General features: G+C 69.9%; 21 protein-coding genes and 1 tRNA gene. 12 read left to right on the top strand and 10 right to left on the bottom strand.

The window, feature by feature from the left end:
* Window positions 1–13 precede the first annotated feature (13 nt).
* From OG430_RS25445 to OG430_RS25425, 5 genes are all read left to right on the top strand, one after another.
* A complete protein-coding gene (locus OG430_RS25445; protein WP_327354911.1) occupies window positions 14–2,068 on the top strand; it encodes a copper resistance CopC/CopD family protein in 2,055 nt (684 codons plus the stop codon).
* An 8-nt stretch (window positions 2,069–2,076) separates the two neighbouring features.
* The gene (gene efeB, locus OG430_RS25440) at window positions 2,077–3,357 is read left to right on the top strand and encodes an iron uptake transporter deferrochelatase/peroxidase subunit (RefSeq protein ID WP_327354910.1); all 1,281 of its coding nucleotides are present in this window, start codon (window positions 2,077–2,079) and stop codon (window positions 3,355–3,357) included.
* A 57-nt stretch (window positions 3,358–3,414) separates the two neighbouring features.
* Entirely contained in the window at window positions 3,415–4,350 is a 936-nt protein-coding gene (gene pheA, locus OG430_RS25435; RefSeq protein WP_327354909.1) for a prephenate dehydratase, read from the top strand.
* 616 nt (window positions 4,351–4,966) lie between these two features.
* Window positions 4,967–6,244 carry a serine--tRNA ligase gene (gene serS, locus OG430_RS25430; RefSeq protein WP_327354908.1) on the top strand — a complete coding sequence of 426 codons (1,278 nt, stop codon included), beginning with the start codon at window positions 4,967–4,969 and terminating at the stop codon, window positions 6,242–6,244.
* Window positions 6,241–7,074: an HAD family hydrolase gene (locus OG430_RS25425; protein ID WP_327354907.1), complete on the top strand. Its 834-nt coding sequence runs from the start codon at window positions 6,241–6,243 to the stop codon at window positions 7,072–7,074. Before serS ends, OG430_RS25425 begins: the two co-directional genes overlap by 4 nt.
* A gap of 29 nt (window positions 7,075–7,103) precedes the next feature.
* Here the strand turns inward: OG430_RS25425 and OG430_RS25420 are convergent.
* The 3 genes from OG430_RS25420 to OG430_RS25410 all read right to left on the bottom strand — a co-directional run bounded on the left by OG430_RS25420 (window position 7,104) and on the right by OG430_RS25410 (window position 8,796).
* A tRNA-Ser gene (locus OG430_RS25420) sits at window positions 7,104–7,193 on the bottom strand.
* 255 nt (window positions 7,194–7,448) lie between these two features.
* Window positions 7,449–8,099, bottom strand: coding sequence for a rhomboid-like protein (locus OG430_RS25415; RefSeq protein WP_327354905.1), 651 nt, complete (start codon window positions 8,097–8,099; stop codon window positions 7,449–7,451).
* Between the two features lie 64 nt (window positions 8,100–8,163).
* Window positions 8,164–8,796 carry an NADPH-dependent F420 reductase gene (locus tag OG430_RS25410; protein WP_327354904.1) on the bottom strand — a complete coding sequence of 211 codons (633 nt, stop codon included), beginning with the start codon at window positions 8,794–8,796 and terminating at the stop codon, window positions 8,164–8,166.
* A gap of 176 nt (window positions 8,797–8,972) precedes the next feature.
* Between OG430_RS25410 and OG430_RS25405 the strand changes: the two genes are divergently transcribed.
* A complete protein-coding gene (locus tag OG430_RS25405) occupies window positions 8,973–9,653 on the top strand; it encodes a FadR/GntR family transcriptional regulator (RefSeq protein WP_327354903.1) in 681 nt (226 codons plus the stop codon).
* Window positions 9,654–9,726: 73 nt separating this feature from the next.
* Window positions 9,727–11,001 carry a CynX/NimT family MFS transporter gene (locus tag OG430_RS25400; RefSeq protein WP_442816552.1) on the top strand — a complete coding sequence of 425 codons (1,275 nt, stop codon included), beginning with the start codon at window positions 9,727–9,729 and terminating at the stop codon, window positions 10,999–11,001.
* A 105-nt stretch (window positions 11,002–11,106) separates the two neighbouring features.
* Here OG430_RS25400 and OG430_RS25395 read toward each other — a convergent pair whose 3' ends face one another.
* From OG430_RS25395 to OG430_RS25375, 5 genes are all read right to left on the bottom strand, one after another.
* Window positions 11,107–11,826, bottom strand: a complete 720-nt coding sequence (locus OG430_RS25395) for an ABC transporter permease (RefSeq protein ID WP_327354902.1) — start codon at window positions 11,824–11,826, stop codon at window positions 11,107–11,109.
* Window positions 11,827–11,841: 15 nt separating this feature from the next.
* Window positions 11,842–12,753 carry an ABC transporter ATP-binding protein gene (locus OG430_RS25390; RefSeq protein ID WP_327354901.1) on the bottom strand — a complete coding sequence of 304 codons (912 nt, stop codon included), beginning with the start codon at window positions 12,751–12,753 and terminating at the stop codon, window positions 11,842–11,844.
* Window positions 12,750–13,661, bottom strand: a complete 912-nt coding sequence (locus OG430_RS25385) for an ABC transporter permease (protein ID WP_327354900.1) — start codon at window positions 13,659–13,661, stop codon at window positions 12,750–12,752. The genes OG430_RS25390 and OG430_RS25385 overlap by 4 nt, the downstream gene beginning before the upstream one ends.
* Entirely contained in the window at window positions 13,661–14,776 is a 1,116-nt protein-coding gene (locus OG430_RS25380) for an ABC transporter ATP-binding protein (RefSeq protein ID WP_327359220.1), read from the bottom strand. The genes OG430_RS25385 and OG430_RS25380 overlap by 1 nt, the downstream gene beginning before the upstream one ends.
* Before the next feature lie 130 nt (window positions 14,777–14,906).
* Complete coding sequence (locus OG430_RS25375) at window positions 14,907–15,719, bottom strand: hypothetical protein (protein WP_327354899.1); 813 nt, start codon at window positions 15,717–15,719, stop codon at window positions 14,907–14,909.
* Between the two features lie 238 nt (window positions 15,720–15,957).
* Here OG430_RS25375 and OG430_RS25370 point away from each other — a divergent pair, with 238 nt between their 5' ends.
* The 5 genes from OG430_RS25370 to OG430_RS25350 all read left to right on the top strand — a co-directional run bounded on the left by OG430_RS25370 (window position 15,958) and on the right by OG430_RS25350 (window position 21,205).
* Window positions 15,958–16,818, top strand: coding sequence for a M24 family metallopeptidase (locus OG430_RS25370; RefSeq protein WP_327354898.1), 861 nt, complete (start codon window positions 15,958–15,960; stop codon window positions 16,816–16,818).
* Window positions 16,815–18,599: an SDR family oxidoreductase gene (locus OG430_RS25365; protein WP_327354897.1), complete on the top strand. Its 1,785-nt coding sequence runs from the start codon at window positions 16,815–16,817 to the stop codon at window positions 18,597–18,599. Before OG430_RS25370 ends, OG430_RS25365 begins: the two co-directional genes overlap by 4 nt.
* A complete protein-coding gene (locus OG430_RS25360) occupies window positions 18,596–19,543 on the top strand; it encodes a metal-dependent hydrolase (protein ID WP_327354896.1) in 948 nt (315 codons plus the stop codon). Before OG430_RS25365 ends, OG430_RS25360 begins: the two co-directional genes overlap by 4 nt.
* Before the next feature lie 62 nt (window positions 19,544–19,605).
* The gene (locus OG430_RS25355; RefSeq protein WP_327354895.1) at window positions 19,606–20,541 is read left to right on the top strand and encodes a MerR family transcriptional regulator; all 936 of its coding nucleotides are present in this window, start codon (window positions 19,606–19,608) and stop codon (window positions 20,539–20,541) included.
* Between the two features lie 121 nt (window positions 20,542–20,662).
* Window positions 20,663–21,205: an RNA 2'-phosphotransferase gene (locus OG430_RS25350; RefSeq protein WP_327354894.1), complete on the top strand. Its 543-nt coding sequence runs from the start codon at window positions 20,663–20,665 to the stop codon at window positions 21,203–21,205.
* Window positions 21,206–21,279: 74 nt separating this feature from the next.
* On the opposite strand, the gene OG430_RS25345 is transcribed toward OG430_RS25350, so the two are convergent.
* The gene (locus OG430_RS25345) at window positions 21,280–21,993 is read right to left on the bottom strand and encodes a maleylpyruvate isomerase family mycothiol-dependent enzyme (RefSeq protein ID WP_327354893.1); all 714 of its coding nucleotides are present in this window, start codon (window positions 21,991–21,993) and stop codon (window positions 21,280–21,282) included.
* A gap of 124 nt (window positions 21,994–22,117) precedes the next feature.
* Entirely contained in the window at window positions 22,118–22,831 is a 714-nt protein-coding gene (locus OG430_RS25340) for an aquaporin (RefSeq protein ID WP_327354892.1), read from the bottom strand.
* Window positions 22,832–22,969: the final 138 nt, after the last annotated feature.

Here is a 22,969-nt window from a genome sequence, read left to right as displayed (position 1 = left end):
GGACTGAGAGTTGATGTTGACCACCGCTCCTCACCCCGGACATCCGGCACCGGTCCGCAGACTGCTCGCGCTGCTCCTCGTCGCGGCGGCCGCCCTGGGCGCGCTCCTCATGGGCGCGACTCCCGCGTCCGCGCACGCCGCGCTGACCGGGACCAGTCCGGGCCAGGGAGCGGTGGTCAAGCAGGCTCCCGACGTGGTCACCCTGCAGTTCTCCGAGAAGGTCGCGATGGGCAGCGCCGACTCGGTCCGCGTCCTCGACCCCAAGGGCAAGCGGGCCGACACCGGTGAGCTGCAGGACCTGTGCAGCGGCAACACCATCAAGTACGGGATCACCCTCCACAAGGGCCTCCCGAACGGCACGTTCACCGTGGCCTGGAAGGCCGTCTCGGCGGACAGCCACCCGATCTCGGGCGCCTTCAGCTTCTCCATCGGGGCCCCGTCCAAGACCAGCGTGACGCTGCCGGACCAGGAGGCGGGCGGCGGAGTCGTCGGCGCCCTGTACGGCACCGCGCGCTACCTCTCGTACGCCGGTTTCATCCTGGTGGTCGGCGGCGCGGCCTTCGTCCTCGGCTGCTGGCCGCGCGGCGCGGACGCCCGCCCCGTGCAGCGGCTCGTGGTCCGCGGCTGGCTCGTGCTGACCGGGGCGACCCTCGCGATGCTGCTGCTTCGCGGCCCGTACACGGACTCCGGGAAGCTGGGCGATGTCTTCGACATGGGCCAACTCGGGGACGTACTCGCCACGAAGACCGGAGCGGCCCTCGTCTCGCGACTGCTGCTTCTCGCGGCCGCCGCGCTGTTCATCGCGGTGCTCTTCGGGGCGTACGCGAAGCGCGAGGACCCCAAGGAGAAGAAGGACCTCACCTTCGGTCTGGCGATCGGCGGCGCGGTCGTCGCGGCGGGCATCGCCTCCACCTGGGCGCTGGCCGAGCACGCCTCGACCGGGATCCAGCCGCAGCTCGCGATGCCGGTCGACGTGCTGCATCTGCTGGCCGTGGCGGCCTGGCTGGGCGGTCTGACGGCGCTGCTCGTGGCGCTGTACCGGGTGCCGTCCATCGAGCGTTCGGCCGTACGCCGCTTCTCCCGCGTCGCCTTCTGGTCGGTGGTGGTGCTGGCGGCGACCGGGCTCTACCAGTCGTGGCGGCAGGTCGGCTCGTGGTCGGCACTGACCGGCACGGCGTACGGGCAGCTGCTGCTCGTGAAGATCGGGCTCGTCGCCGTCCTGGTCGGGGTCGCGTGGATCTCGCGGCGCTGGACCGGGCGGCTCACCGAGGAACTGGCGCCCGAGGCCGCTGCCGCCCAGGTGGTCGAGCAGCGTGCGTCGGCGAAGGCGCCGGTGACCGTGCCGGCCGGGGCCGAGAAGAGGTCAAAGGGCTCGAAGGCTTCGGAGGCTTCGGAGGCTTCGGAGGAGTCGAAGGACTCCAAGGGCTCGAAGGGGTCCGATTCCGAGGACGGCGACGGGGACGGGGACGGGGACGGGGACGGGGACGGGAACCCCCGGCGGGCCGCCCAACTCGCCCGCCAGGAAGCCGCACTGGCCAACGCCCGCAAGAAGCGCATTCGCGACGCCGACCCGGAGCGCTCCGGCCTGCGGCGTTCGGTGCTCACCGAGGCGGCCGTCGCAGTCGTCCTGCTCGCCGTCACCACCGTGCTGACCTCGACCGAACCGGGCCGCGCCGAGCAGCAGGAAGCCGGCGCCACCGTGTCCGAGGGCACGGCCGTGCCGAACCGCCCGCTCAGCCTCCAACTGCCCTTCGACACCGGCGGCCAGGACGGCAAGGGCACCGTGCGCATCGACCTCGATCCGGGACGTACGGGCAGCAACACCCTGCACGTCTTCGCCGAACGCCCGAACGGCAAGGGCTTCGACCTGCCCGAGCTCAAGGTCGCCTTCACGCTGAAGGCCAAGGACATCGGCCCGCTGCCGGTCACGCCCGACCACATCGCCACCGGACACTGGAGCGCCAACGGCGTGCAGATCCCGATGGGCGGCGAGTGGCAGATCTCGGTGACCGTGCGCACGTCCGACATCGACCAAGTGACCGTGGACAAGAACGTGAAGATCGGCTGACGCAGACCATGAACGACTCCAGCCCCGACTCCGCCCCGGACTCCAACTCTGTGGAAATCACGCGGCGCCGGCTGCTCGGCACCGTCGGCGCGGCGGGCGCCACCGGCCTCGCGCTCGGCGCGGTGGGCGGCGTCGCCGGGCATGCCGCCGCCTCCTCGCCGGCAGCTTCCGGCGATGCCCTGTCCTCCCTCGGCTCGACCGAGGTCGCCTTCCACGGCAAGCACCAGCCGGGCATCACCACGCCGCTGCACGCCCGCGGCCACCTGATCGCCTTCGACCTCGCGCCGTCGGCCGGCCGCAAGGAGGCCGCCGCCCTGCTGCGCCGCTGGTCGGCGACGGCCCGGCGGCTCATGGAGGGCCAGGTGAGCGCCCATGACACGGCGATCGCCCTGGACGCGGGCCCCTCCTCGCTCACCGTCACCTTCGGCTTCGGGCACAGCTTCTTCGCCCGTACCGGCCTGGAGAAGCAGCGGCCCACGGCCCTCGATCCGCTGCCGCCGTTCTCCTCCGACCACCTCGATGCCAAGCGCAGCAACGGCGATCTCTGGCTGCAGATCGGCGCGGACGACGCCCTCGTCGCCTTCGACGCCTTGCGCGCCCTGCAGAAGGACGCGGGTGAATCGGCCCGGGTGCGCTGGCAGATGAACGGCTTCAACCGCTCCCCCGGCGCGACGAAGCAGCCGATGACCGCCCGCAATCTGATGGGCCAGGTCGACGGCACCAACAACCCCAAGGAGTCCGAGAAGGACTTCAACGAGCGGATCTTCGTGCCGGACAACGTGCCGGACGCCGATCATCCGAAGTGGATGGCGGGCGGTTCGTACGCGGTCGTACGCCGTATCCGCATGCTCCTCGACGACTGGGACGGCCTCTCCCTCACCGACCAGGAGAAGGTCATCGGCCGCAAGAAGTCCGACGGATCCCCGCTCACCGGGGGCACCGAGACGACCGAGCCGGAGCTGGACAAGACGGGTCCCGACGGCAAGCTCGTCATCCCTTCGGACGCCCACGCCCGCATCTCGCGCCCGGACCAGAACGGCGGCGCCGCGATGCTGCGCCGGCCCTTCTCCTTCCACGACGGGATCGGGTCGGACGGGGTCCCCGACGCCGGGCTGCTCTTCGTCTGCTGGCAGGCGGATCCGCTGCGCGGCTTCGTCCCCGTGCAGCGCAAGCTCGACCGGGGCGACGCCCTGTCGAAGTTCATCCGGCACGAGTCGAGCGGCCTTTTCGCGGTGCCGGGCGGGCCGGGGGACGGGCAGTACGTGGGGCAGCGGCTGCTGGAGAGCTGAGGCCGGGGGCGTTTGCTTCGGGCTTCGCGATCACGTACGGCCCATTAGGGTGACGGTATGTCGGCGACGCGTTACACCTATCTCGGCCCCGAGGGCACCTTCACCGAGGCCGCCCTGCGCACGCTCCCGGAGGCGGCCACCCGGGAACTCGTCCCGATGGTGTCCGTGCCGGCGGCGCTCGACGCCGTACGCAACGGAGAAGCGGCGGCCGCGCTCGTACCGATCGAGAACTCGGTGGAGGGCGGCGTCACCGCGACCCTCGACGAACTCGCCACCGGCGAGCCGCTGATGATCTACCGCGAGGTGCTGCTTCCGATCGCCTTCGCGCTGCTCGTACGCCCCGGCACCAAGCTCTCCGACATCAAGACGGTCACCGGCCACCCGGTCGCCCAGCCCCAGGTCCGCAACTGGCTCTCGGCGAACCTGCCCGAGGCCCTGTGGGAGTCGGCCGCGTCGAACGCGGACGGTGCCCGCCTGGTCCAGGAGGGGCGCTACGACGCCGCCTTCGCCGGGGAGTTCGCGGCGGCGACGTACGGCCTTACGGCCCTGGTCACCGAGATCCACGACGCGGAGAACGCCGAGACCCGCTTCGTCCTGGTGGGCCGCCCGGCCCGGCCCGCGGCGCCGACCGGCGTGGACAAGACCTCCGTGGTCATCTGGCTCGGCGACGACCACCCGGGTGCGCTCCTGGAGTTCCTGCAGGAGTTCGCGGTACGCGGGGTCAACCTGGTGCTCATCCAGTCCCGCCCGACCGGCGCGGGCATCGGCAACTACTGCTTCGCGGTGGATGCCGAGGGGCACATCGCCGACCGGCGGGTGGGCGAGGCCTTGATGGGGCTCAAGCGGCTGTCACCGAAGGTGCGCTTCCTCGGGTCCTATCCGCGGGCGGGTGCGACGCAGGCCGATGTGACGCCGCTGCGTCGCGGTGTGCAGGACCAGGAGTTCCTGGCGGCCTCGGACTGGCTGGCGCGCGTTCAGGACGGGCGGATCTGAGCCGTCGTACGAGCCGTCGTACGGGCTCCGTCCAGCTCCCATCTGCAGTCCTACCTGCGGATTTTCACTGTCCACAGAAGTTATCCACAGGGCGACCTCTCGACCTGGGGACAAGTCGACAACAGAGCGCGACATGGTCGACAAATCGCTCTTGAGGCCCAAGTCCGTCCACAGGTGGACACGTCGCCCCTCGTCCACCTAATTCCTTTGATCAACTCTTTAGAGCGAGCCATTTCCACTCGAAAGTGGGTGTGAGATGGGTTTGGCTCGGGAATCCTTCGGCCTGCGCGTCCCATTTCGGAACGATCACTTCCGGCATCCACAGATCTTCCACACAGCCTGTGGATAACTCTCCGGAGCTGTGCATTCCTGTGGACAACAGAGCCCAAGTCCCTTGCCGCGCAAGGGGATGCGGTCAAGCCCGGAAGACGCGAGTGCCCCGATTCAGGGAATAGCGGCTTTAAATTGACGGGCGTACCGGATCGGGATCAGGCGTCCCCAACGGGGGTATTTCGCCGACCTTGATCAGGTTTATCGATTCCGGCAATTTGGACATAACGCCACGCAACGGAATAGTAAGTCGAGGGTCGGAAGCACACACCGGTAGCCTGGAGGGGTGATTGACCTTCGCCAGCTCCGTGAGGACCCCGACCGTGTCCGCGCTTCTCAGCGCGCCCGTGGAGAGGACGTCACGCTCGTCGACTCTCTGCTCTCCGCCGACGAGCGGCGCAGGTCGTCCGGCGTCCGCTTCGACGAGCTCCGCGCCGAGCAGAAGGCGCTCGGCAAGCTCATCCCCAAGGCCCAGGGCGATGAGAAGCAGGAGCTCCTGAAGAAGGCGGGCGAGCTCTCCGCCGCCGTGAAGGCGGCCGACGCCGAGCAGGACGAGGCCAAGGCCGAGACCGACCGGCTCCTCCTTCAGCTCGGCAACCTCGTCCACCCCGAGGTCCCGGTCGGCGGCGAGGAAGACTTCGTCACCCTCGAGAAGCTCGGCACGATCCGTGACTTCGAGGAGGAGGGCTTCAAGCCCAAGGACCACCTCGAGCTCGGCACGATCCTCGGCGCCATCGACGTCGAGCGCGGCGCCAAGGTCTCCGGCTCCCGCTTCTACTTCCTCACCGGCGTCGGCGCGCTCCTCGAGCTCGCCCTCGTCAACGCCGCGATCGCCCAGGCCACGGCGGCCGGCTTCACGCCGATGCTGACGCCGGCCCTGGTCCGCCCGCAGTCGATGGCCGGCACCGGCTTCCTCGGCCAGGCCGCCGCCGACGTCTACCACCTGGACAAGGACGACCTGTACCTGGTCGGCACGTCCGAGGTCCCGCTGGCGGCGTACCACATGGACGAGATCATCGACGCGGACAAGCTGCCGCTGCGCTACGCCGGGTTCTCCCCGTGCTTCCGCCGCGAGGCCGGTTCGCACGGCAAGGACACCCGGGGCATCTTCCGTGTGCACCAGTTCGACAAGGTCGAGATGTTCTCGTACGTCGCCCCGGAGGACGCGCAGGCCGAGCACCAGCGGCTCCTCGAGTGGGAGAAGCAGTGGCTGACCTCGCTGGAGCTGCCGTTCCGCGTGATCGACGTGGCTTCCGGTGACCTCGGTTCGTCCGCGGCCCGCAAGTTCGACTGCGAGGCGTGGATCCCGACCCAGGGCAAGTACCGCGAGCTGACCTCGACCTCGGACTGCACCGAGTTCCAGTCGCGCCGCCTGTCCATCCGGATGCGCGACGAGAAGAAGGTCCGCCCGCTCGCGACGCTGAACGGCACGCTGTGCGCCGTGCCGCGCACGATCGTGGCGATCCTGGAGAACCACCAGCAGGCCGACGGTTCGGTGCGGGTGCCCGAGGTGCTCCGGCCGTTCCTGGGCGGCCGCGAGATCCTGGAGCCGGTCGCCAAGTGACCTCTGCCCCTGCGGAGTCCGCCGCCGCGGAGTTCCCGTACAAGCTCGTCGCGACGGACCTCGACGGGACGCTGCTGCGCTCCGACGACACGGTCTCCTCGCGTACCCGTGACGCGCTCGCCGCCGCCTGTGCGGCGGGCGCGGCCCACATCGTCGTGACCGGCCGGGCGGTGCCCTGGACCCGGCACATCCTCGACGACCTCGGCTACGAGGGCCTCGCGGTGTGCGGGCAGGGCGCGCAGGTCTACCACGCGGGCGAGCACCGGCTGCTCACCTCCGTGACCCTGGACCGGCAGCTCGCGGGCCTGGCCCTGGCCAAGATCGAGGCCGAGGTCGGCCCGCTCGCGCTGGCCGCGAGCCGGGACGGCGTGGACGGCGAGGTCCTGGTCGGCCCCGGCTACCGCGTGCAGGAAGGCCCGCTCCCGGTCGTCGAGTTCGAGGACACGGCCGAGCTGTGGACGGCCCCGCTGAACAAGGTCTACGTCCAGCACCCCGGCCTCTCCGACGACGCCCTCGCCTCGGTCGTGCGCCAAGTGGCGGGCGATCTGGTGGGCGTGACGATGGCGGGCGCGGGCATCGTGGAGCTGCTGCCGCTCGGCCTTTCGAAGGCGACGGGCCTGTCCCTGGCCGCGCGCCGGCTCGGCGTGAAGGCGGCGCAGACGATCGCGTTCGGCGACATGCCCAACGACATCCCGATGTTCGGGTGGGCGGCGCATGGGGTGGCCATGGCCAATGCCCATGACGAGCTGAAGGCGGTCGCGGACGAGGTGACGGCCTCCAACGAGGAGGACGGCATCGCTGTCGTGCTGGAGCGGTTGCTCGCCGGCTGACGGTAGTTCGTGGGGCTGCTTCTCGTACGTGGAGGAGGGTGCGCGGGTCGAACGCGCGCGGGCTGTGACACCCGACCACGGCTTAGCAAGCCGGTGCCTTACCTCTCGGCCAACCCTCCAGGGAGGGGCGGCCCTGCGCGATGCGCATGAAAAGGCCGCCCCGGGCGGACCAAGAGGCGGCTTCGACGGAGTGCAATGACTACTCCGGAGCCTGCCGCCTCGGGCCGCCCTCTCGGGAACTCGACGTACTCTCGATGTCCGCAAAAAGCACGCCTCGCTCCTCTCCCAGTAGGTGGGCGACACACACGCATGACACACACGCATCGGCGTCGCTGACATGACTACTGTGCTCCCGCGCGGCAGCGCTGCGCCACCTATTTTTCGTACGCGCTTGCGCCCGCCTCGCGTGCCCGTCGCCCCCGCGTGAGCGGCCAGCAGGCAAACCCGATGGCAAGGGCGATCGCGTGCCCCAGGTCGGTGAAGGTCCCCCCGGTGGCGAGCGGCAGCCCGAAGAAGGCCACGACGACGGCCGCGTACAGCCACTTCCAGTGCCCGGGGACGAGATAGGTGAGGACCCCGGCCGAGGCGGCGAGGCCGTACGAGACGCCGATGTCGACGACGTGCATCATCCGCCGCGACGCGTCGTGGTTCTCGATCCGCGTCAGCACCACCTTCTGGCTGATGAGGGTCGCCGCGATGTGCGCCGTGGCGACGATCAGCATCCAGCGCAGGGTGCCGAGCCAGCGCTCCACGCGCGCGTGGAAGAACTCGAAGAGGACGATGTAGAGGGGCAGCGAGCCCGGGTTCTCGATCCAGAAGGCGCTGAGCAGCAGGGCTTGGCCGGGGTGCTTGTTGAGCTCGTGGAGGTTGCTGCTGTTGCGGTGCAGCAGATAGTGCTCGAGGCCCTCGCTGGAGAACTGGATGACGAGGCTCGTCACCAAGATGATCAACAGCCACGCGTGCGTGCCCGGCGACGAGCGCACCCAGCTCCGCACGGGCCGGGAGGGTTCGGGTGCGTACGTCACCCATTGATCATGACCCGTGCGGGGCGGGGGCGCCGGTTCAGGTGTGTCAGGTGTGTCAGGTGTGTCAGGCCTGCTCGGGCTTGGGCGGGACGACCTTGAAGTTGAAGTGGTAGCTGCCCAGGCCGTGGCCTACGCCCATGAAGAGCAGCGCCGCATGCTCCTGCCCCCGCGCGGTGCCGATCCCGCCCAGGTCGAGGCGCGTTTCCGGCGGCCAGCCCAGATCGCCCAGCAGCGCGCCGACCGCCTCCTTGGCCGCGGCGTCGTCGCCGGAGAGGAAGACCGTGCCGGGCTCCGGGAGGGTGCGCAGCGGGTCGACCATGACCACGCTGTCCATGGTGCAGAGCGTCTTCACGACCCTCACCCCGGGCATTGCCTTCTGCAGCTTCTCGCCCTGGCTGATGTCGAGGTGGGCGAGGTCCAAATCGGGGGTGAGGTCGATGGCGATGTCGAGGAGCACCTTGCCGGCGAGGGGTTCGGCGAGGGTGGGGAGGAGATCGAGCGAGGCGTTGCCGCCGGTGGCGTTGACGACGATCTCGCCGTGTGCGGCCGCCTCTTCGTGCGGGACCACGGGCAGGTCCAGGGCGTCGGCCCTGCCCTTCGGGTCGCGCGAGCCGAACATCACGTCGTGCCCCGCGGCGGCCGCTCCGGCCGCAACTGCCTTGCCCACATTGCCTGTTCCGAGGATTCCGATACGCATGACGTCGACGCTAGGCGGGTCCGTGCCCTGCGGGATCGGGCTCGGGGACCAGCCGGGGCCCGGTCCGGGGACGTAGGCCCGAGGTCGGTGCGTGCCGAGTTGCCTTGGCCGGAGCTCGGCGCGCACTGAGTTGTAGGATGACTGGGCAACCGGGCGAATCAGGAGTGGGGACACACATGGCGGCACTGCGGGCGGCGGGACGGCAGTCCCTGGTGGACACCGTCGTGGACCAGTTGCGGGACCAGCTCGCCCAGGGCGAATGGGCGGTCGGCGACCGCATCCCGACCGAGCACGCCCTCGCGGAGCAGCTCGGCGTCGGCCGCAACACCGTCCGGGAGGCCGTGCGGGTCCTGGTGCACGCGGGGCTGCTCGAGTCGCGGCAGGGCAATGGCACGTTCGTACGTTCCGTCGCCGATCCCGCGGCCGTGCTGCGCGGCATGCGGCACGCGGGCGCCCGGGACGTGACCGAGCTGCGGGTCGCCCTGGAAGCGGAGGCCGCCCGGCTCGCGGCCGCGCGCCGGGACACCCACGATCTGCTGCGCCTCAGGGCCGCCCTGACGACGCTGCGCGAGAAGGGCGACCGGGACGCGGACGCCGACATGGCGTTCCACCTGGCGGTGGTCGAGGCCACGCACAACGCCGCCTTCATCGAGGTGTACCGGTTCTTCTCGGCGCAGGTGCACGAGGTCCTCGTCAACGCCCTTGGCGACCACGAGATGCCGGCCGTGGACATCGAGGCCCACGAGGCGCTGGTGGCGGCGATCGAGGCGGCGGACCCGGTGGCGGCCGACGCGGCGGTGCGGGAGCTGTTGCGGGTGCCTTTGGAGGCGATCGCGGCGCTGGGCGAGGGGACTTGATGAGTCCCATGAGTCCTGGCCGCTGAACCTGGCCGCTGAACCACCCTCGTACGCACTTGAAAGGCCGCACCCCTTGTCACGCCCCGGCACCACCGACCAGCTGCTCATAGACACCGAGGCCGGCGTCCACGTCACACCCCAAGAGGCAGCTGGGCGGCGGCGGTTGCTCGCCCATCCCGTGCTGCTCTTGGTCGGCATCGTCCTTGCCTCGGTCAATATGCGGGCCGCGCTCGCGAGCGTGTCCCCGTTGGTGGGCGAGATCAGCGAGTCCTTCGGCCTTTCGTCCACCGCGACCAGCCTGGTGACCTCGGTGCCGGTGCTCTTCCTCGGGGTGGGTGCCCTGGTCGCGCCCTGGCTGGGGCGGCGCTTCGGGGTCGAACGGATGCTGCTGTGCGCGCTGTTGCTGCTCGCCGTCGGCATCGTGGTGCGGGTGCTGCCCTCGGCGGCCGCGCTCTACGGCGGCGGGGTCCTTGTCGGCACCGCGATCGCGCTGCTCAATGTGCTGATGCCGGGGCTGATCAAGCGGGACTTCCCGGACAAGGCCGCGGCGATGACCTCGGTCTACACGGGCGCGATGATCGCCGGTGCGACGGTGGTGGCGGCCGCGTCCGTGCCGCTGGAGAAGGCGTTCGGCGGGAGCTGGGAAGCGTCATTGGCCTTCTGGTCGCTGCTTGCCGTGGTGGCGGCGGTGGCGTGGCTGCCGCAGGTGCTGATCGTGCGGGGACGTAAGGGAGTCGCCGCACCTGCTGCTGCCGGGGGCCGGTCCGGGGTCTCCGGGCGGAGCATCTGGCGGTCGCCGCTCGCCTGGCAGGTCACCCTCTTCATGGGGCTGCAGTCGCTGTGGTCGTACGTCCTGATCGCATGGATGCCGACCATCCTCACCGATGGCGGGATGAGCCGTTCCACGGCCGGAGTGGTCTTCGCCTTCAACAACCTCATCCAGGTCGCGGGCGCCTTCGGGGTCCCGCTGCTCGCCGGGCGGATGCGCGGCCAGCGCCCGCTGGTCGCGCTGGTGACGTCGATGGTCGCGGCGGGCTATGTGGGCCTGATGGCCGCCCCGGTGTCCGGTGCCTGGCTGTGGGCGGCGGTGCTCGGGGTCGGGCAGGGCGGGGCGGTGGGACTCGCGCTGACCATGATCGTGCTGCGGTCGGGGGACGCGGTGACGGCGGCGCGGCTGTCCGGGATGGCGCAGACCGTGGGGTATCTCCTCGCTGCGGCAGGGCCGTTGGCGGCCGGCGCCGTCTATCAGGCGACCGGGAACTGGACGGTGCCGATCTCGCTCGTGTTGTGCGTGTGTGCGGCGGCGCTCGCGGTGGGGTTGCTGGCGGCTCGGGATCGTACCGTCTGATCCATCTGACACGTCTGACCCGGCTGCGTACGCACCACGCGCGCGTGCCCGTCGGGGGACAGGCACGCGCGCGTGGGGGTCAATTCGGCTCGGAGAGCCGGTGGTTCACTCGTCGCCGGCGATGGTCAGCGTGCGCAGCTTCTGGCCCGCGTACCAGGTGGCGAGACCCGTGACGGCGGCCAGGAAGATGACGGAAGTCGTCAGTCCGACATCGGACTTGACCAGGTCACCGCCCGCGACCCGCTCGGCGAGCGACAGCGCCCACTGCTGGATGCTGAGCGTCTTGGCGCCGTCGACCAGAGAACCGAACAGCGACTCCCAGATGAGGGCGTAGACCAGGCCGAACACCACGGCGTGCTTGGAGACCGTGCCGAGCAGCAGGAACACCGCGGCGTACGCGATCGAGGCGACCAGGGCCGCGATCGTGTAGGCGACGGCGATCTGCTGGCCGTTGCCGTTGAGGATCATGCCCGCGATGAACGTGGGGATCGCCGAGAAGGCCATGGTCACGGCGATGGCGACGGTCAGCTTGGTGAGGATGATCGTCGGGCGCTTGATGGGCTTGGCGAGCAGATAGACGACGGAGCCGTCGTCGATCTCCGGGCCGATCGCGCCCGTACCGGCGATGACACCGATCAGCGGCACCATCGTGGCGAGCGCGAACCCGCCGAGGACGTCGGCCGCGACCTGGTCGTCGGCGCCGCTGAAGCCGCGTACGGCGGCCGCGATGACGATCAGCAGGACCGGCAGCGTGAAGAGGATCAGCGCGCGGCGGCGGCCGAGCAGGGCCCGGTAGGTGAGCCGGGCGACTGTGGGGTCATACATGGTCGAAGGCTCCTTTCAGGCCGCGACGAGGTACGAGAAGACCGACTCGAGGGACTCGTCCGAGGGCGAGACCGTGAGGAGGCGGATGTGGTGCTCGCGAGCGACCTTCGGAAGGAGCTGCGTGAAGCGTCCGAAATCGACGGCCTGGATGCGCAACGCACCCTCCGCGAGGTCGACTTCGATGCCCGCCGTCGACGGGTCCGCGATCAGCGCGGCCGCGAGCGCGCGGTCGTCGCTGGAGCGGATCAGATAGCGGTGCGGGCGGTCCGTCATCAGGCGGCGGATGCGCCGGAAGTCACCGCTCGCCGCGTGCCGCCCGGCGACGATCACCTCGATGTGGGAGGCGAGTTGCTCGACCTCCTCAAGGATGTGCGAGGAGAAGAGCACCGTGCGGCCCTCGGACCCCATCCGGCGAAGGAGGTCCATGAGGTGCATGCGCTGGCGCGGGTCCATGCCGTTGAAGGGCTCGTCGAGGAGCAGCACCGACGGGTTGTGGACCAGGGCGGACGCCATCTTCACGCGCTGGCGCATGCCCTTGGAGTACGTCGAGATCTTGCGGTCCTGCGCGTACTCCATCTCGACCGTGGCGAGCGCCTCCTGTGCGGACTTCTTGCCCAGGCCCTGCAACTCGGCGTTGGCGACGACGAATTCGCGTCCCGTGAGGAAGTCGTACATCGCCTCCCGCTCGGGGACGAGGCCGATCTCCTTGTAGATCTGCTCGTTCTTCCAGATCGGCTGCCCGTCGAGGGTGACCGAGCCGGTGGAGGGGGCGAGGAAGCCGGCCATCATGTTGATGAGCGTGGACTTCCCCGCGCCGTTCGGGCCGAGCAGGCCGGTCACGCCGGGGGCGATCGTCATCGTGACGTCGTTGACCGCCACCACGTTGCCGAACCAACGCGAGGTGTGGTCGATGTTGATCGTGGTCACAGCCCGACCTTCCGGTAGCGGCGCATCAGTACTCCGTAGGAGCCGGCGATCAGCGCGATGACGACAAGGAGGTAGACGAAGCCGAGTCCGGTACCGGGGCCGTGGGCACCCGGGAAGGACGAGTCGGCGCCGAGGAATGCCGTCTGTACGCCGTCGATCAGCGTGATGGGTGAGAACAGGCCGATCCACGGCACGGCGTCCCAGGAGCCCTGTGCGTCGGCGATCGCCTGGATCGTCGAGACGGCGCCGTACGAGATCGTCATGACGGCGATGACGGCGGCGACCCCGAAGCCGCGGCGCGGCGTGAGCGCGGCCATCACCAGGCCGAGCCCGGCGAACAGCAGGGAGAGCAGAGCCACGGAGACCAACCCCTGAGCGAACCCCTTGGTCTGGTGCCCGAAGTCCATCTTGGCGAGCAGGGAGCCGACGTACAGGATGACCAGCGGCGCGGCGGTCAGCACGAACATGGCGGAGGCCATGGCGGCGAACTTGGCCACCACGTAGTCGACGCGTTCGATCGGCCGCGAGAAGTACAGCGGCACCGACTTGAAGCGCAGATCGCGCGAGACCGACTGCGGGGCCTGGGCCGCGAGGTACAGCCCGATGATCGCCTGGGTGACGATCGCGTAGCGCGTGTAGTCGAGCGGCAGGTCCTTGAGCTTGGTGGTGACGGCCACCGCGACCATGATCGCCGCGGGTACGCACATCACGGCGAAGAGCAGCATCGGCAGCACCTTGGACTTGGCGCTGCGGCCGAGTCCGTAGGAGCCGCGCAGGGACTGCGAGAAGAGCGAGCGACGGGCGTACGCGCGGCCGAGGCGGGGGCCTTCGTAGTCGCGGTAGCCGATGTTGTGGATCTGGGTCTGCGCGGGGCCCCGGCCCTGCGCGGGTGCGGTGTCGGCTGCCATCACCGGCCTCCTCCCTGCTGTGTCGAAGTTGTCGCGGCGGTCGTGGCTGCGTCCTGGGAGGCCGTCGCGGCTGCCTTCTTGGCATTCGCATGGGCCGCGGAGTTCGCGGCCCATGCGGCGGCGCGCTCCTGCGTCTCCCTGGCGGCCTGGCTGTCCTGGATGCCGTCCTGGACGTCGTGCGCCTGGTCGTCCCGGAACACCTCGGCGATGTGGTGCCTGCGCTGTTCCATGCGGACGAGTCCGAGGCCGAGTTCGGCGACGGTGTCGCGTACGACGTCGTACGTCTCCTCGCCGGTGGCCTCGACGAGCAGGATGTGCCCGGCGCCCGGCAGACCGTCCTCCACGCGCGCGTGGAGGGTGAGGCCCGCCTCCGTGAGGTGCTCCCGCAACGCCTGCGTACCGTCCGGATGCTTGTCCGTGTCGGTGACCTCGACCGCGAGGGTGCCCATGGTCTGGGTGAAGTCGCTGGTGGAGCTGGACCTGAGGAGCTTGCCGCCGTCGATGATGACGACGTGGTCGCAGGTGCGCTCCAGCTCGCCGAGCAGGTGCGAGGTGACCAGGACCGAGATCCCGAAGTCGGTGTGGATCCGGCGGATCAGACCGAGCATCTCGTCCCGGCCGACCGGGTCGAGGCCGTTGGTGGGCTCGTCCAGGAAGACCAGCTGGGGGTCGTGGACGAGCGCCTGGGCCAGCTTCACGCGCTGCTTCATGCCGGTCGAGTAGCCGCCCATGGGGCGGTACCGCTCCTCGTAGAGGCCGACGTGGCGCAGGGTGTCCGCGGTGCGCTCCCGCGCGGCGGCCGGCGGCAGCCCCGACATGCGCGCCATGTGGACGACGAACTCGGTGGCGGAGACATCGGGCGGCAGGCAGTCGTGCTCGGGCATGTACCCGACCCGCTCCCGGATGTCGGCGCCCTTGGTCGCCACGTCGAGGCCGAGTACTTCGGCGGTGCCCTCGGTGGCGGGGGACAGACCCAACAGGATCTTGATCAAGGTGGACTTGCCGGCTCCGTTGGCACCCACGAGCCCGGTCACACCCGGGCCGATGTCCACGGAGAGCCGGTCAAGAGCGGTCACCCTCGGGAACCGCTTGCTGAGGCTTTCGGTCGCGATCACAGTCACGTTTCGAAGGTAGTGGCGCGCACCACACCTGACGTCAGACCTGACGCCTGGATCCGCCTCCGACTTGCGGCGTACGGGCCCGTAGGGGTCCTCCTTTGGTCGGGGGTCCGCCCGGGGCCGGTTCTCAGCCGATGCCGACTTCCCAGTGGGGCTCCTCCTCGGCGCCCACGGCCTTCGCGAACTCCTTCATGGGGACGGTCTGCGAGGTGGGTGGCGCCTTCGGGGCGAACGGCTCGTCGAAGCGGTAGTCCAGGGTGTACGGCGCTCCGCTCCAAGTGGTGCGCATCGGGTAGGGCTTGCCGTCGAGGGCCACGTGGACAGTGCTGCGCGCGTCCTTCGTCGTCAGTTCGACCGGCAGCACCCGCACCCCGCGGACCGTGGTCGGCGTCTGCTTGGTGTAGCGGACCGAGTCGGCCTCCTCGGGGTCGCCGAGCAGGCCTTCCGTGTCGCACGGCAGAAGCAGCTTGTAGTAGGTGAAGGCGTCGGTGATCTCGTCGGCGATGTACTTCCCGACAAAGCGTTCGGCGGTGTCGGCGCCGTGGTCGCGCTCCAGCATCGTCCGGTCGGACCGGACCCAGATGCGCCGGTCGGACAGCACCATGGCCTCGGTCCTGCCGCGCTCTCCGAAGTCGTACTTGACCGTGCAGCCGCCGAACCCGGTGGCCATGACGACGTCGGAGGTGTAGGCGGGGGCCTTTTCCGAGGCCGCCTCCTTCGGCGTGTACGTCCGCCGCATCGTCTGCGCCGCGCCGATCGCCTCACGCGCGCGGTCGATCACGGACTTGCCGTCGAGCTTCTCCACACCGTTGGGCTCGTCCTGCGGAGCCTTGGACGCCGACGGAGCCGACTTCGGCTGTGCGCCGCGCTCCACACCGCACCCGGTCACGCCGAGCACAACGGTCAGCGCGGTGGCCGCGGGTATCCATCGAGTCCTCATAGCCAGAATTTAACTGGCCCTTACATCTGCCCGGACAGCCGAAAGCCCTGCGCGGCCGGGGCCAAGGGTCCCGAACTTGTCCACACCGGCCGGGTTTTCCACAGGAGCCTGCACGCCCCTTGACGCAGCCGCCAGGCATTGTCACATTCATCAGTGTCAAGTTACGACCGCGTAGCGCAAGGCCCCACCCGCAGAGCAGCAGAGCACGCAGCAGGCCGATCACGGGACGGACGGTGGCATGACCTCAGCAGTGGACCCATCGGTGGACACTGAACTCAGCGCGGAACTGCGGGGGTTCAGGGAAGTGCAGACCCTCGCGTACGAGTGCGCGGAAGCGGTCGCGGCGCAGCTCAAGCCCGGAGTCACCGAGCGCGAGGCGGCCCGCATGCAGCGCGAGTGGCTGCGCGAGCGCGGCGTGCGCGACTGGTTCCACCTGCCCTTCGCCTGGTTCGGGGACCGGACGGCGTTCGCGGGGTTCAAGGTGCCGCTGCAGTTCTTCCCGACCAACCGGAAGCTGGAGCCGGGGATGCCGTTCATCCTCGACATGGCGCCGGTCTACAAGGGATACACGGCGGACATCGGCTACTCGGGCTGCCTGGGCCTCAACCCCGTGCACGACAAGCTCCTCGCCGACCTGGAAGCACACCGTGAGCTGATCCTGCGCGAGGTGCGCGAGCGCCGGCCGCTGCGGGAGATCTACGAGAACGTCGAACGGCTGATGAACCGGCAGGGGTACGCCAACCGCCACCGCGCCTACCCCTTCGGCGTGATCGCGCACAAGGTCGACCGGGTCAAGCAGCGCCGCTGGTCACCGAATGTCTTCGGGTTCGGCACCCAGTCCCTGAAGGGCCTCGCGAGCGACGCGCTGCACGGCCACCGGGACGGCTGGTCGCCGCTGTGGAGCCCGTACAAATTCTCCGACCACCCGCCCCAGAAGGGGCTCTGGGCGGTCGAACCGCACCTCGGATTCCGGGGCACGGGCGCGAAGTTCGAGGAGATCCTGGTCGTCACCGACTCCAAGGACCCGGAGCAGAGCGCTTTCTGGCTGGACGACGATCTGCCGCATGTGCGGCGCTGGGCCGAGGAGAAGACCGCATGAGCTTGCTGCGAGGGGCGCGCGAGCGCTGGGTGCGTACCGGCGGAGTGGAGCTGTGTGTGGCCGAGTTGGGCGACGACACCCAGCCGACCGTGCTGCTCGTGCACGGCTACCCGGACTCCAAGGAGGTCTGGTCGAAGGTCGCGAACGCACTGGCGGAGCGCTTCCACGTCGTCCTGTACGACGTCCGCGGCCACGGCCGGTCCACGGCGCCCACCCCGCTGCGCGGTGGCTTCACCCTGGAGAAGCTGACCGACGACTTCCTGGCGGTGGCGGACGCGGTCAGCCCGGACAAGCCGGTGCACCTGGTCGGGCACGACTGGGGCTCGGTGCAGGCCTGGGAGTTCGTGACGGTCAGCCGCACGGAGGGGCGGATCGCGTCCTTCACCTCCATGTCGGGGCCGTCCCTCGACCACTTCGGGCACTGGATCAAGAAGCGCATGTCCCGGCCGACCCCGCGCAAGGTGGGCCAACTCCTCGGCCAGGGCGCCAAGTCCTGGTACGTGTACATGCTGCACACGCCCGTGCTGCCCGAGCTCGCCTGGCGCGGCCCGCTCGGCACCCAGTGGCCGAAGATCCTGCAGCGCTTCGAGAAGGTGCCGCGCGACGGCTATCCCACCCCCTCGCTGCCCTCGGACGCCGCGCACGGCGCGTGGCTCTACCGGGACAACGTACGGGCGAGGCTGCGCAAGCCACGGACGGACGCGTACGCGCACGCACCCGTGCAGCTGATCACGCCGACCGGCGACATCTTCCTGTCCCCGAAGCTCTATGACGAACTGGAGCTTTGGGCGCCGCAGTTGACCCGGCGCACCGTGTCCGCCAAGCACTGGGTGCCGCGTACCCGGCCCGACCAGCTGACCGCCTGGATCACGGACTTCGTGACGGCGAACGAAGACCTCGGCGACCGATCCGCGAAGGGGGCCGCAGTGGCCACGAAGAAGGCCGCCGGCAAGCACGCGGACCGGTTCGCCGGCCAGCTCGTCCTCGTCACGGGCGCGGCCAGCGGCATCGGGCGGGCCACCGCCTTCGCCTTCGCCGAGGCCGGGGCGCGGGTCGTGGCCGTCGACCGGGACGCCGAGGGCGTGGCACGTACGGCCGAGATGGCGCAGCTCATCGGCGCCCCACAGGCCTGGGGCGAGACGGTCGACGTGACCGACGAGCAGGCGATGGAGAAGCTCGCCGAGAAGGTCGCCACGGAGTACGGCGTACTGGACGTCCTGGTGAACAACGCAGGGATCGGCATATCCGGCTCCTTCTTCGACACCACCTCGGAGGACTGGAAGAAGGTCCTGGACGTCAATCTGTGGGGCGTCATCCACGGCTGCCGGATCTTCGGCAAGCAGATGGCCGACCGCGGCCAGGGCGGCCACATCGTCAACACGGCCTCGGCGGCCGCGTATCAGCCCTCCAAGGCGCTGCCCGCCTACTCCACCTCCAAGGCCGCCGTCCTGATGCTCAGCGAGTGCCTGCGTGCCGAGCTGGCCGGCCAGGGCATCGGGGTCTCCGCGATCTGCCCGGGCTTCGTCAACACGAACATCACGGCGACCACGCACTTCGCCGGCGTCGACGAGACCGAGGAGAAGCGCCGCCAGAAGAAGACGTCCCGGCTGTACGGCCTGCGCAACTACCCGCCGGAGAAGGTCGCCGACGCGATTCTGGGCGCGGTGGTGAAGAACCAGGCCGTCGTCCCCGTCACCCCGGAGGCCCGCGGCGCCCACCTCATGTCCCGCTTCACGCCCAGGGCCCTGCGAGCGATCGCCCGATTGGAGCCGCCGCTGTGAGCACGGAACCGGACACCACGGCGAACACCGAGGAACAGCACACCGAGGAGCACTACAAGATCACCCCGCGTCGGGTCTCCTTCGACTGGGACGAGACCCCGCTGCACTGGATACCGGACGAGCCCACCGCGACCCACGTGATCAACGTGCTGCATCTGCTGCTTCCGGCGGGGGAGCGCTGGTTCGTGAAGGTCTTCAAGGAGGCCCTGCCGCTCGTCACGGACCCGGTGCTCCTGAAGGACGTCAAGGGCTTCATGGGGCAGGAGGCCACGCACAGCGTGCAGCACGCGTACGTGCTCGACCACCTGGCCGCGCAGCAGCTCGACACGCAGCCGTACACCAAGTACGTCGACTTCCTCTTCGAGAAACTCCTGGGCGAGCAGCCGCCGTTGGGCGCACCGATACCGACGCAGGAGTGGCTGCGCTTCCGTCTGGCGGTCATCGCGGCGATCGAGCAGTTCACGGCGGTGCTCGGCAACTGGGTGCTGCACGCCGAGGGTCTGGACGAGGCCGGCTCGGACGAGGTCATGCTCGATCTGCTGCGCTGGCACGGCGCGGAGGAGGTCGAGCACCGCTCGGTCGCCTTCGACATGTACCAGCACTGCGGGGGCGAGGGCACCCAGCGGTACGCACGCCGGGTGGCCGGCATGGCGGTCACCGGGCCCGTGATGCTCTACCTGTGGGCCTGGGGCGCCGCCTATCTGATCCGGCACGACCCGCAGCTGGCGGGCCGGCTGCGCTACTCGCTGCGGGAGCACAACGCGGCCGTACGCAAGGGCCTGCTGCCCACCTGGAAGGAGATCGGCACGGCCATACCCCGCTATCTGCGGCGGTCGTACCATCCCTCGCAGGAGGGCTCGCTGCGCAAGGCCGTCGAATATCTGGCCCAGTCGCCCGCGGCCCGTGCCGCGGCGGGGGCCATCGGACGCGCGGCCATCGCGTGACGAACACGGCAAGGTGCAGCAGCCGCATGACGCACACGGCAGGGTGACGAAGGGCGGGGAGCGTGGGGTCGGTCACCGAATACCGCATCGAGGATCTGGCGCACAGCAGTGGCGCCACGGTCCGTACGATCCGCGCCTACCAGGACCGCGGGCTGCTCCCCCGCCCGGAGCGGCGCGGCCGGGCCAATGTCTACGGGGACGCGCATCTGGCCCGGCTCCGGCAGATCGCCGACCTGCTCGACCGCGGTTACACCCTGGCCTCCATCAAGGAGCTGCTCGAGGCCTGGGACGCGGGCCGGGGCCTCGGCGGCGTGCTCGGCCTGGTGGCGGAGGTCGACCGGCCGTGGACGGACGAGGAGGCGGACCGGATCACCCGGGCCGACCTGGACGAGAAGTTCGGCGGAAAACCGGATGACGCGGCGGTCGACGAGGCGGTCGAACTCGGCGTACTGGAACGGATTCCGGGCCGGGACGACGAGTTTCTGGTGCCCAGCCCCCAAGAGCTCGCCGTGGCAGTCGAGTTGCACGCGGCAGGGGTGCCGCTGAGCGCGATCTCGGGCCATCTGCGGGAGTTGAGGGTCCAGGTCGAGCACATCGCCTCGCGCTTCCTGGAGTTCACGACCGAGCATGTCTTCGCCCGCTATCTCGGTCACCTGCCGCCCACGGACGACGAGGCGGCCGAGGCGGCCACCTTGGTGCGCAGACTGCGCCCGCTCGCCCAGCAGACGGTGGATGCCGAACTGGCGCGTGCGATGCGGACGTTCGCCACCCGTCACCTCCAACAGCACCTCGGGGCACCGACTCCACCGCAGCCGCCCAGCGAGGAGGTTCCGGTTGCCTTGCCCGCGACAACAATCCAGGCGGTGCACAGGCTGGTTGGTCCGCACAAGGCCGCGGCCTTCATCGCGGCTGCCGCCGAACGGGAGGTGCAGTCACGGACGTTGGACGCACTCACTTCAAGTACGCTAAATGCCTCAAAAGTTGACGAACACCCCTAAATTGCCAAGGAGTTGTCCACAGAGTTTTCAATTAGCCTGTGGATAACCGGGGTTGGCTGTGGATCATGCCTAACTCCATTAAAAAATTGAGGAATTCATTCCTCCCGTGCACTCTGACGGGATGAACGAACAACGAACCGTGAGGGTCTCGAAGTACCTCTCGAAACATCTCCGGCACGAGCCGGAGCGCATCGGCCTCGCCCTCGACGCGGCCGGCTGGATCGGCATCGACACGCTCATCGCGGCGGCGGCCGCACACGGATTCCGCTTCACCCGCGCCGAGCTCGACCACGTGGTCGCCGCGAACGACAAGCAGCGGTTCGCGATCGACGGCGACCGGATCCGCGCCAACCAGGGCCACTCGATCGCGGTCGAGCTCAACCTGCCCCCGGCCACCCCGCCCGCGTACCTCTTCCACGGCACGGTCGCCCGGAACCTGGACGCGATCCGCACCGAAGGCCTCAAGGCCATGAACCGGCACGACGTACACCTCTCGGCCGACCGCGAGACCGCCACCCGGGTCGGCGCCCGCCGCGGCCGCCCCGTGGTGCTGAGCGTCGACGCGGGAGCCATGCACCGCGCCGGCCACGAGTTCCGGGTCAGCGCCAACGGCGTCTGGCTCACCGCCGCCGTACCGCCGAAGTACCTGCGCTTCCAGGCCTGAACCCCACGCGCGCGAGTGCCCGCGCTTCCAGGCCCGAGCCCCACGGACCCGCCCCCGCGGACCCGCCCCGCGGCTCACCGCAGCGTGAGCCACCGCACCCCGGCCCGTCGCGCCGCCACCCGCTCGACTGCGGTCATCGGAAGCCGCCCGGTCGCCTTGCGCAGCAGGGTCGTACGGTCCCAGCCGAGCACCAGCTCACCGGGAAGCAGCTCCCGGCCGAGCAGCAGCCGGCACACCACAGCGGCCGCCTCCCCGCTCGGCCACGGCGCGTGCCCGAGCCCCCACGCCACGTCGAAGCCGTGCACACACACCTCGACGACGCGCGTGAGCAGGAACTCGCCGAGCAGCATCGCCTCACCGGGCCGCGTGACGACCACCCTCGAGGCCGGCTCCCCGGCGCACCGCTCCACCACCGCCCGCCACACCCCGTCGAAGTGCTCGGCCAGCGCACGTCCGTCCCCGAAGCCGGCCGCGTACCGCTGTGGCGCATCGATCCCCACATCAGCGGCAAGCTCCACCGACCGCCCGTCCGGCGTGCAGGTGAAGCGAACGTCCTGCGCGTAGTGGTCGACGGCCGTGCTGAGTTCCCCCACGGCAACCGGAGGCGCCGCATCCAGCATCGCCCCCACCCGCTCCAACCCCGCCGTCAGATGCGCGAACACCTCCCGCACCGACCACGGCGGGCACGGGCTCGGCCGCTCCCACTCCGCCTCCGGCAACCCGCTGACCTGCTCGTACAGCCGCTCCGACTCGGCACGTAAGGCGCCGAGCACCACATCCCCACCCATACGTGGGAGCGTACGCAGCGCACAAGACAGCCGTGTAAAACGAGGCCTCCCCCGAACAACCCGACAGGTCCGACGCGCAGGTCTTACGCGCACAGGTCTTACGCGCAGGTCCTACGCGGAGGTCTTACGCGCTGGGCTCCGCCGCGTCATCCCCCCACGACGGCCCGAACAGCACCGCCGCGAGCCCGAGTCCGATCAGCCCGCCCGCCAGCTGCGCCAGCACGAACCCCGGCAGCGAGGCGGGCGAGATCCCGGTGAAGGAGTCGGTGAAGGCCCGCCCCACCGTGGCCGCCGGATTGGCGAACGAGCCGGACGACGTGAACCAGATCGCCGCCGCGATGTACCCCGCCACCGCGACCGGCACGAGCTGCGGCCGCCCGATCCGCGCCAGACCGTAGATCAACAGCACCAGCCCTGCCGTGGCCACGACCTCGCCGAGCAGCAGCCGTTCGCCGATCCGCTCCTGCGTCGACCACGCCACCTTCGCGCGCCCGAACATCGCCTCGGCGAGCAGCGCCCCGAGGACCGCGCCCGCGAGCTGCGCCCCTACATAGGTGGCCGCCTCCATGGCCCGCGGCCCGTTGCCGGCGCGCCGCCGCGCCCACCAGTCGGCGAGCGTCACCACCGGGTTGAGATGCGCGCCCGAGAGCGGGCCGAACAGCACGATGAGCAGCCCCAGGCCAATCGCGCTGGCAAGGGAGTTGGCGAGCAGCTGAACGCCGACGTCCTGGCTGAGCTTGGCGGCCTGGATTCCGGAACCCACGACGATGGCCACCAAGGACGCGGTTCCGATCAGTTCGGCGGCCGCTCTGCGGACCAACGGGGCAGGGGTGTGCACGGGCTCTCCTCTCGAGGAATCGGGATATGGCGGAAAATGTATTCCGTATCTCGGAATGGCGACAGAGGTGTCCAGGAAACAGTCCGGAAACGGTCCGGTCGGCGGGAACTGGCAGGAATCAGCCCCGGACAAATTTCC

It is taken from the genome of Streptomyces sp. NBC_01304, assembly GCF_035975855.1.
In the GTDB taxonomy this organism is placed as follows: Bacteria; Actinomycetota; Actinomycetes; order Streptomycetales; family Streptomycetaceae; genus Streptomyces.
The sequence above is the reverse complement of the archived record's forward strand: the minus strand, read 5'-3'. Positions and strand labels throughout refer to the sequence as shown.

Excerpts from the sequence above, each read along its gene's own strand:
- OG430_RS25445 (WP_327354911.1), top strand. The coding sequence starts at position 14 with ATGTTGACCACCGCTCCTCACCCCGGACATCCGGCACCGGTCCGCAGA.
- efeB (WP_327354910.1), top strand. The coding sequence starts at position 2,077 with ATGAACGACTCCAGCCCCGACTCCGCCCCGGACTCCAACTCTGTGGAA.
- pheA (WP_327354909.1), top strand. The coding sequence starts at position 3,415 with ATGTCGGCGACGCGTTACACCTATCTCGGCCCCGAGGGCACCTTCACC.
- OG430_RS25410 (WP_327354904.1), bottom strand. The coding sequence starts at position 8,796 with ATGCGTATCGGAATCCTCGGAACAGGCAATGTGGGCAAGGCAGTTGCG.
- OG430_RS25405 (WP_327354903.1), top strand. The coding sequence starts at position 8,973 with ATGGCGGCACTGCGGGCGGCGGGACGGCAGTCCCTGGTGGACACCGTC.
- OG430_RS25395 (WP_327354902.1), bottom strand. The coding sequence starts at position 11,826 with ATGTATGACCCCACAGTCGCCCGGCTCACCTACCGGGCCCTGCTCGGC.
- OG430_RS25385 (WP_327354900.1), bottom strand. The coding sequence starts at position 13,661 with ATGGCAGCCGACACCGCACCCGCGCAGGGCCGGGGCCCCGCGCAGACC.
- OG430_RS25375 (WP_327354899.1), bottom strand. The coding sequence starts at position 15,719 with ATGAGGACTCGATGGATACCCGCGGCCACCGCGCTGACCGTTGTGCTC.
- OG430_RS25370 (WP_327354898.1), top strand. The coding sequence starts at position 15,958 with ATGACCTCAGCAGTGGACCCATCGGTGGACACTGAACTCAGCGCGGAA.
- OG430_RS25365 (WP_327354897.1), top strand. The coding sequence starts at position 16,815 with ATGAGCTTGCTGCGAGGGGCGCGCGAGCGCTGGGTGCGTACCGGCGGA.
- OG430_RS25350 (WP_327354894.1), top strand. The coding sequence starts at position 20,663 with ATGAACGAACAACGAACCGTGAGGGTCTCGAAGTACCTCTCGAAACAT.
- OG430_RS25345 (WP_327354893.1), bottom strand. The coding sequence starts at position 21,993 with ATGGGTGGGGATGTGGTGCTCGGCGCCTTACGTGCCGAGTCGGAGCGG.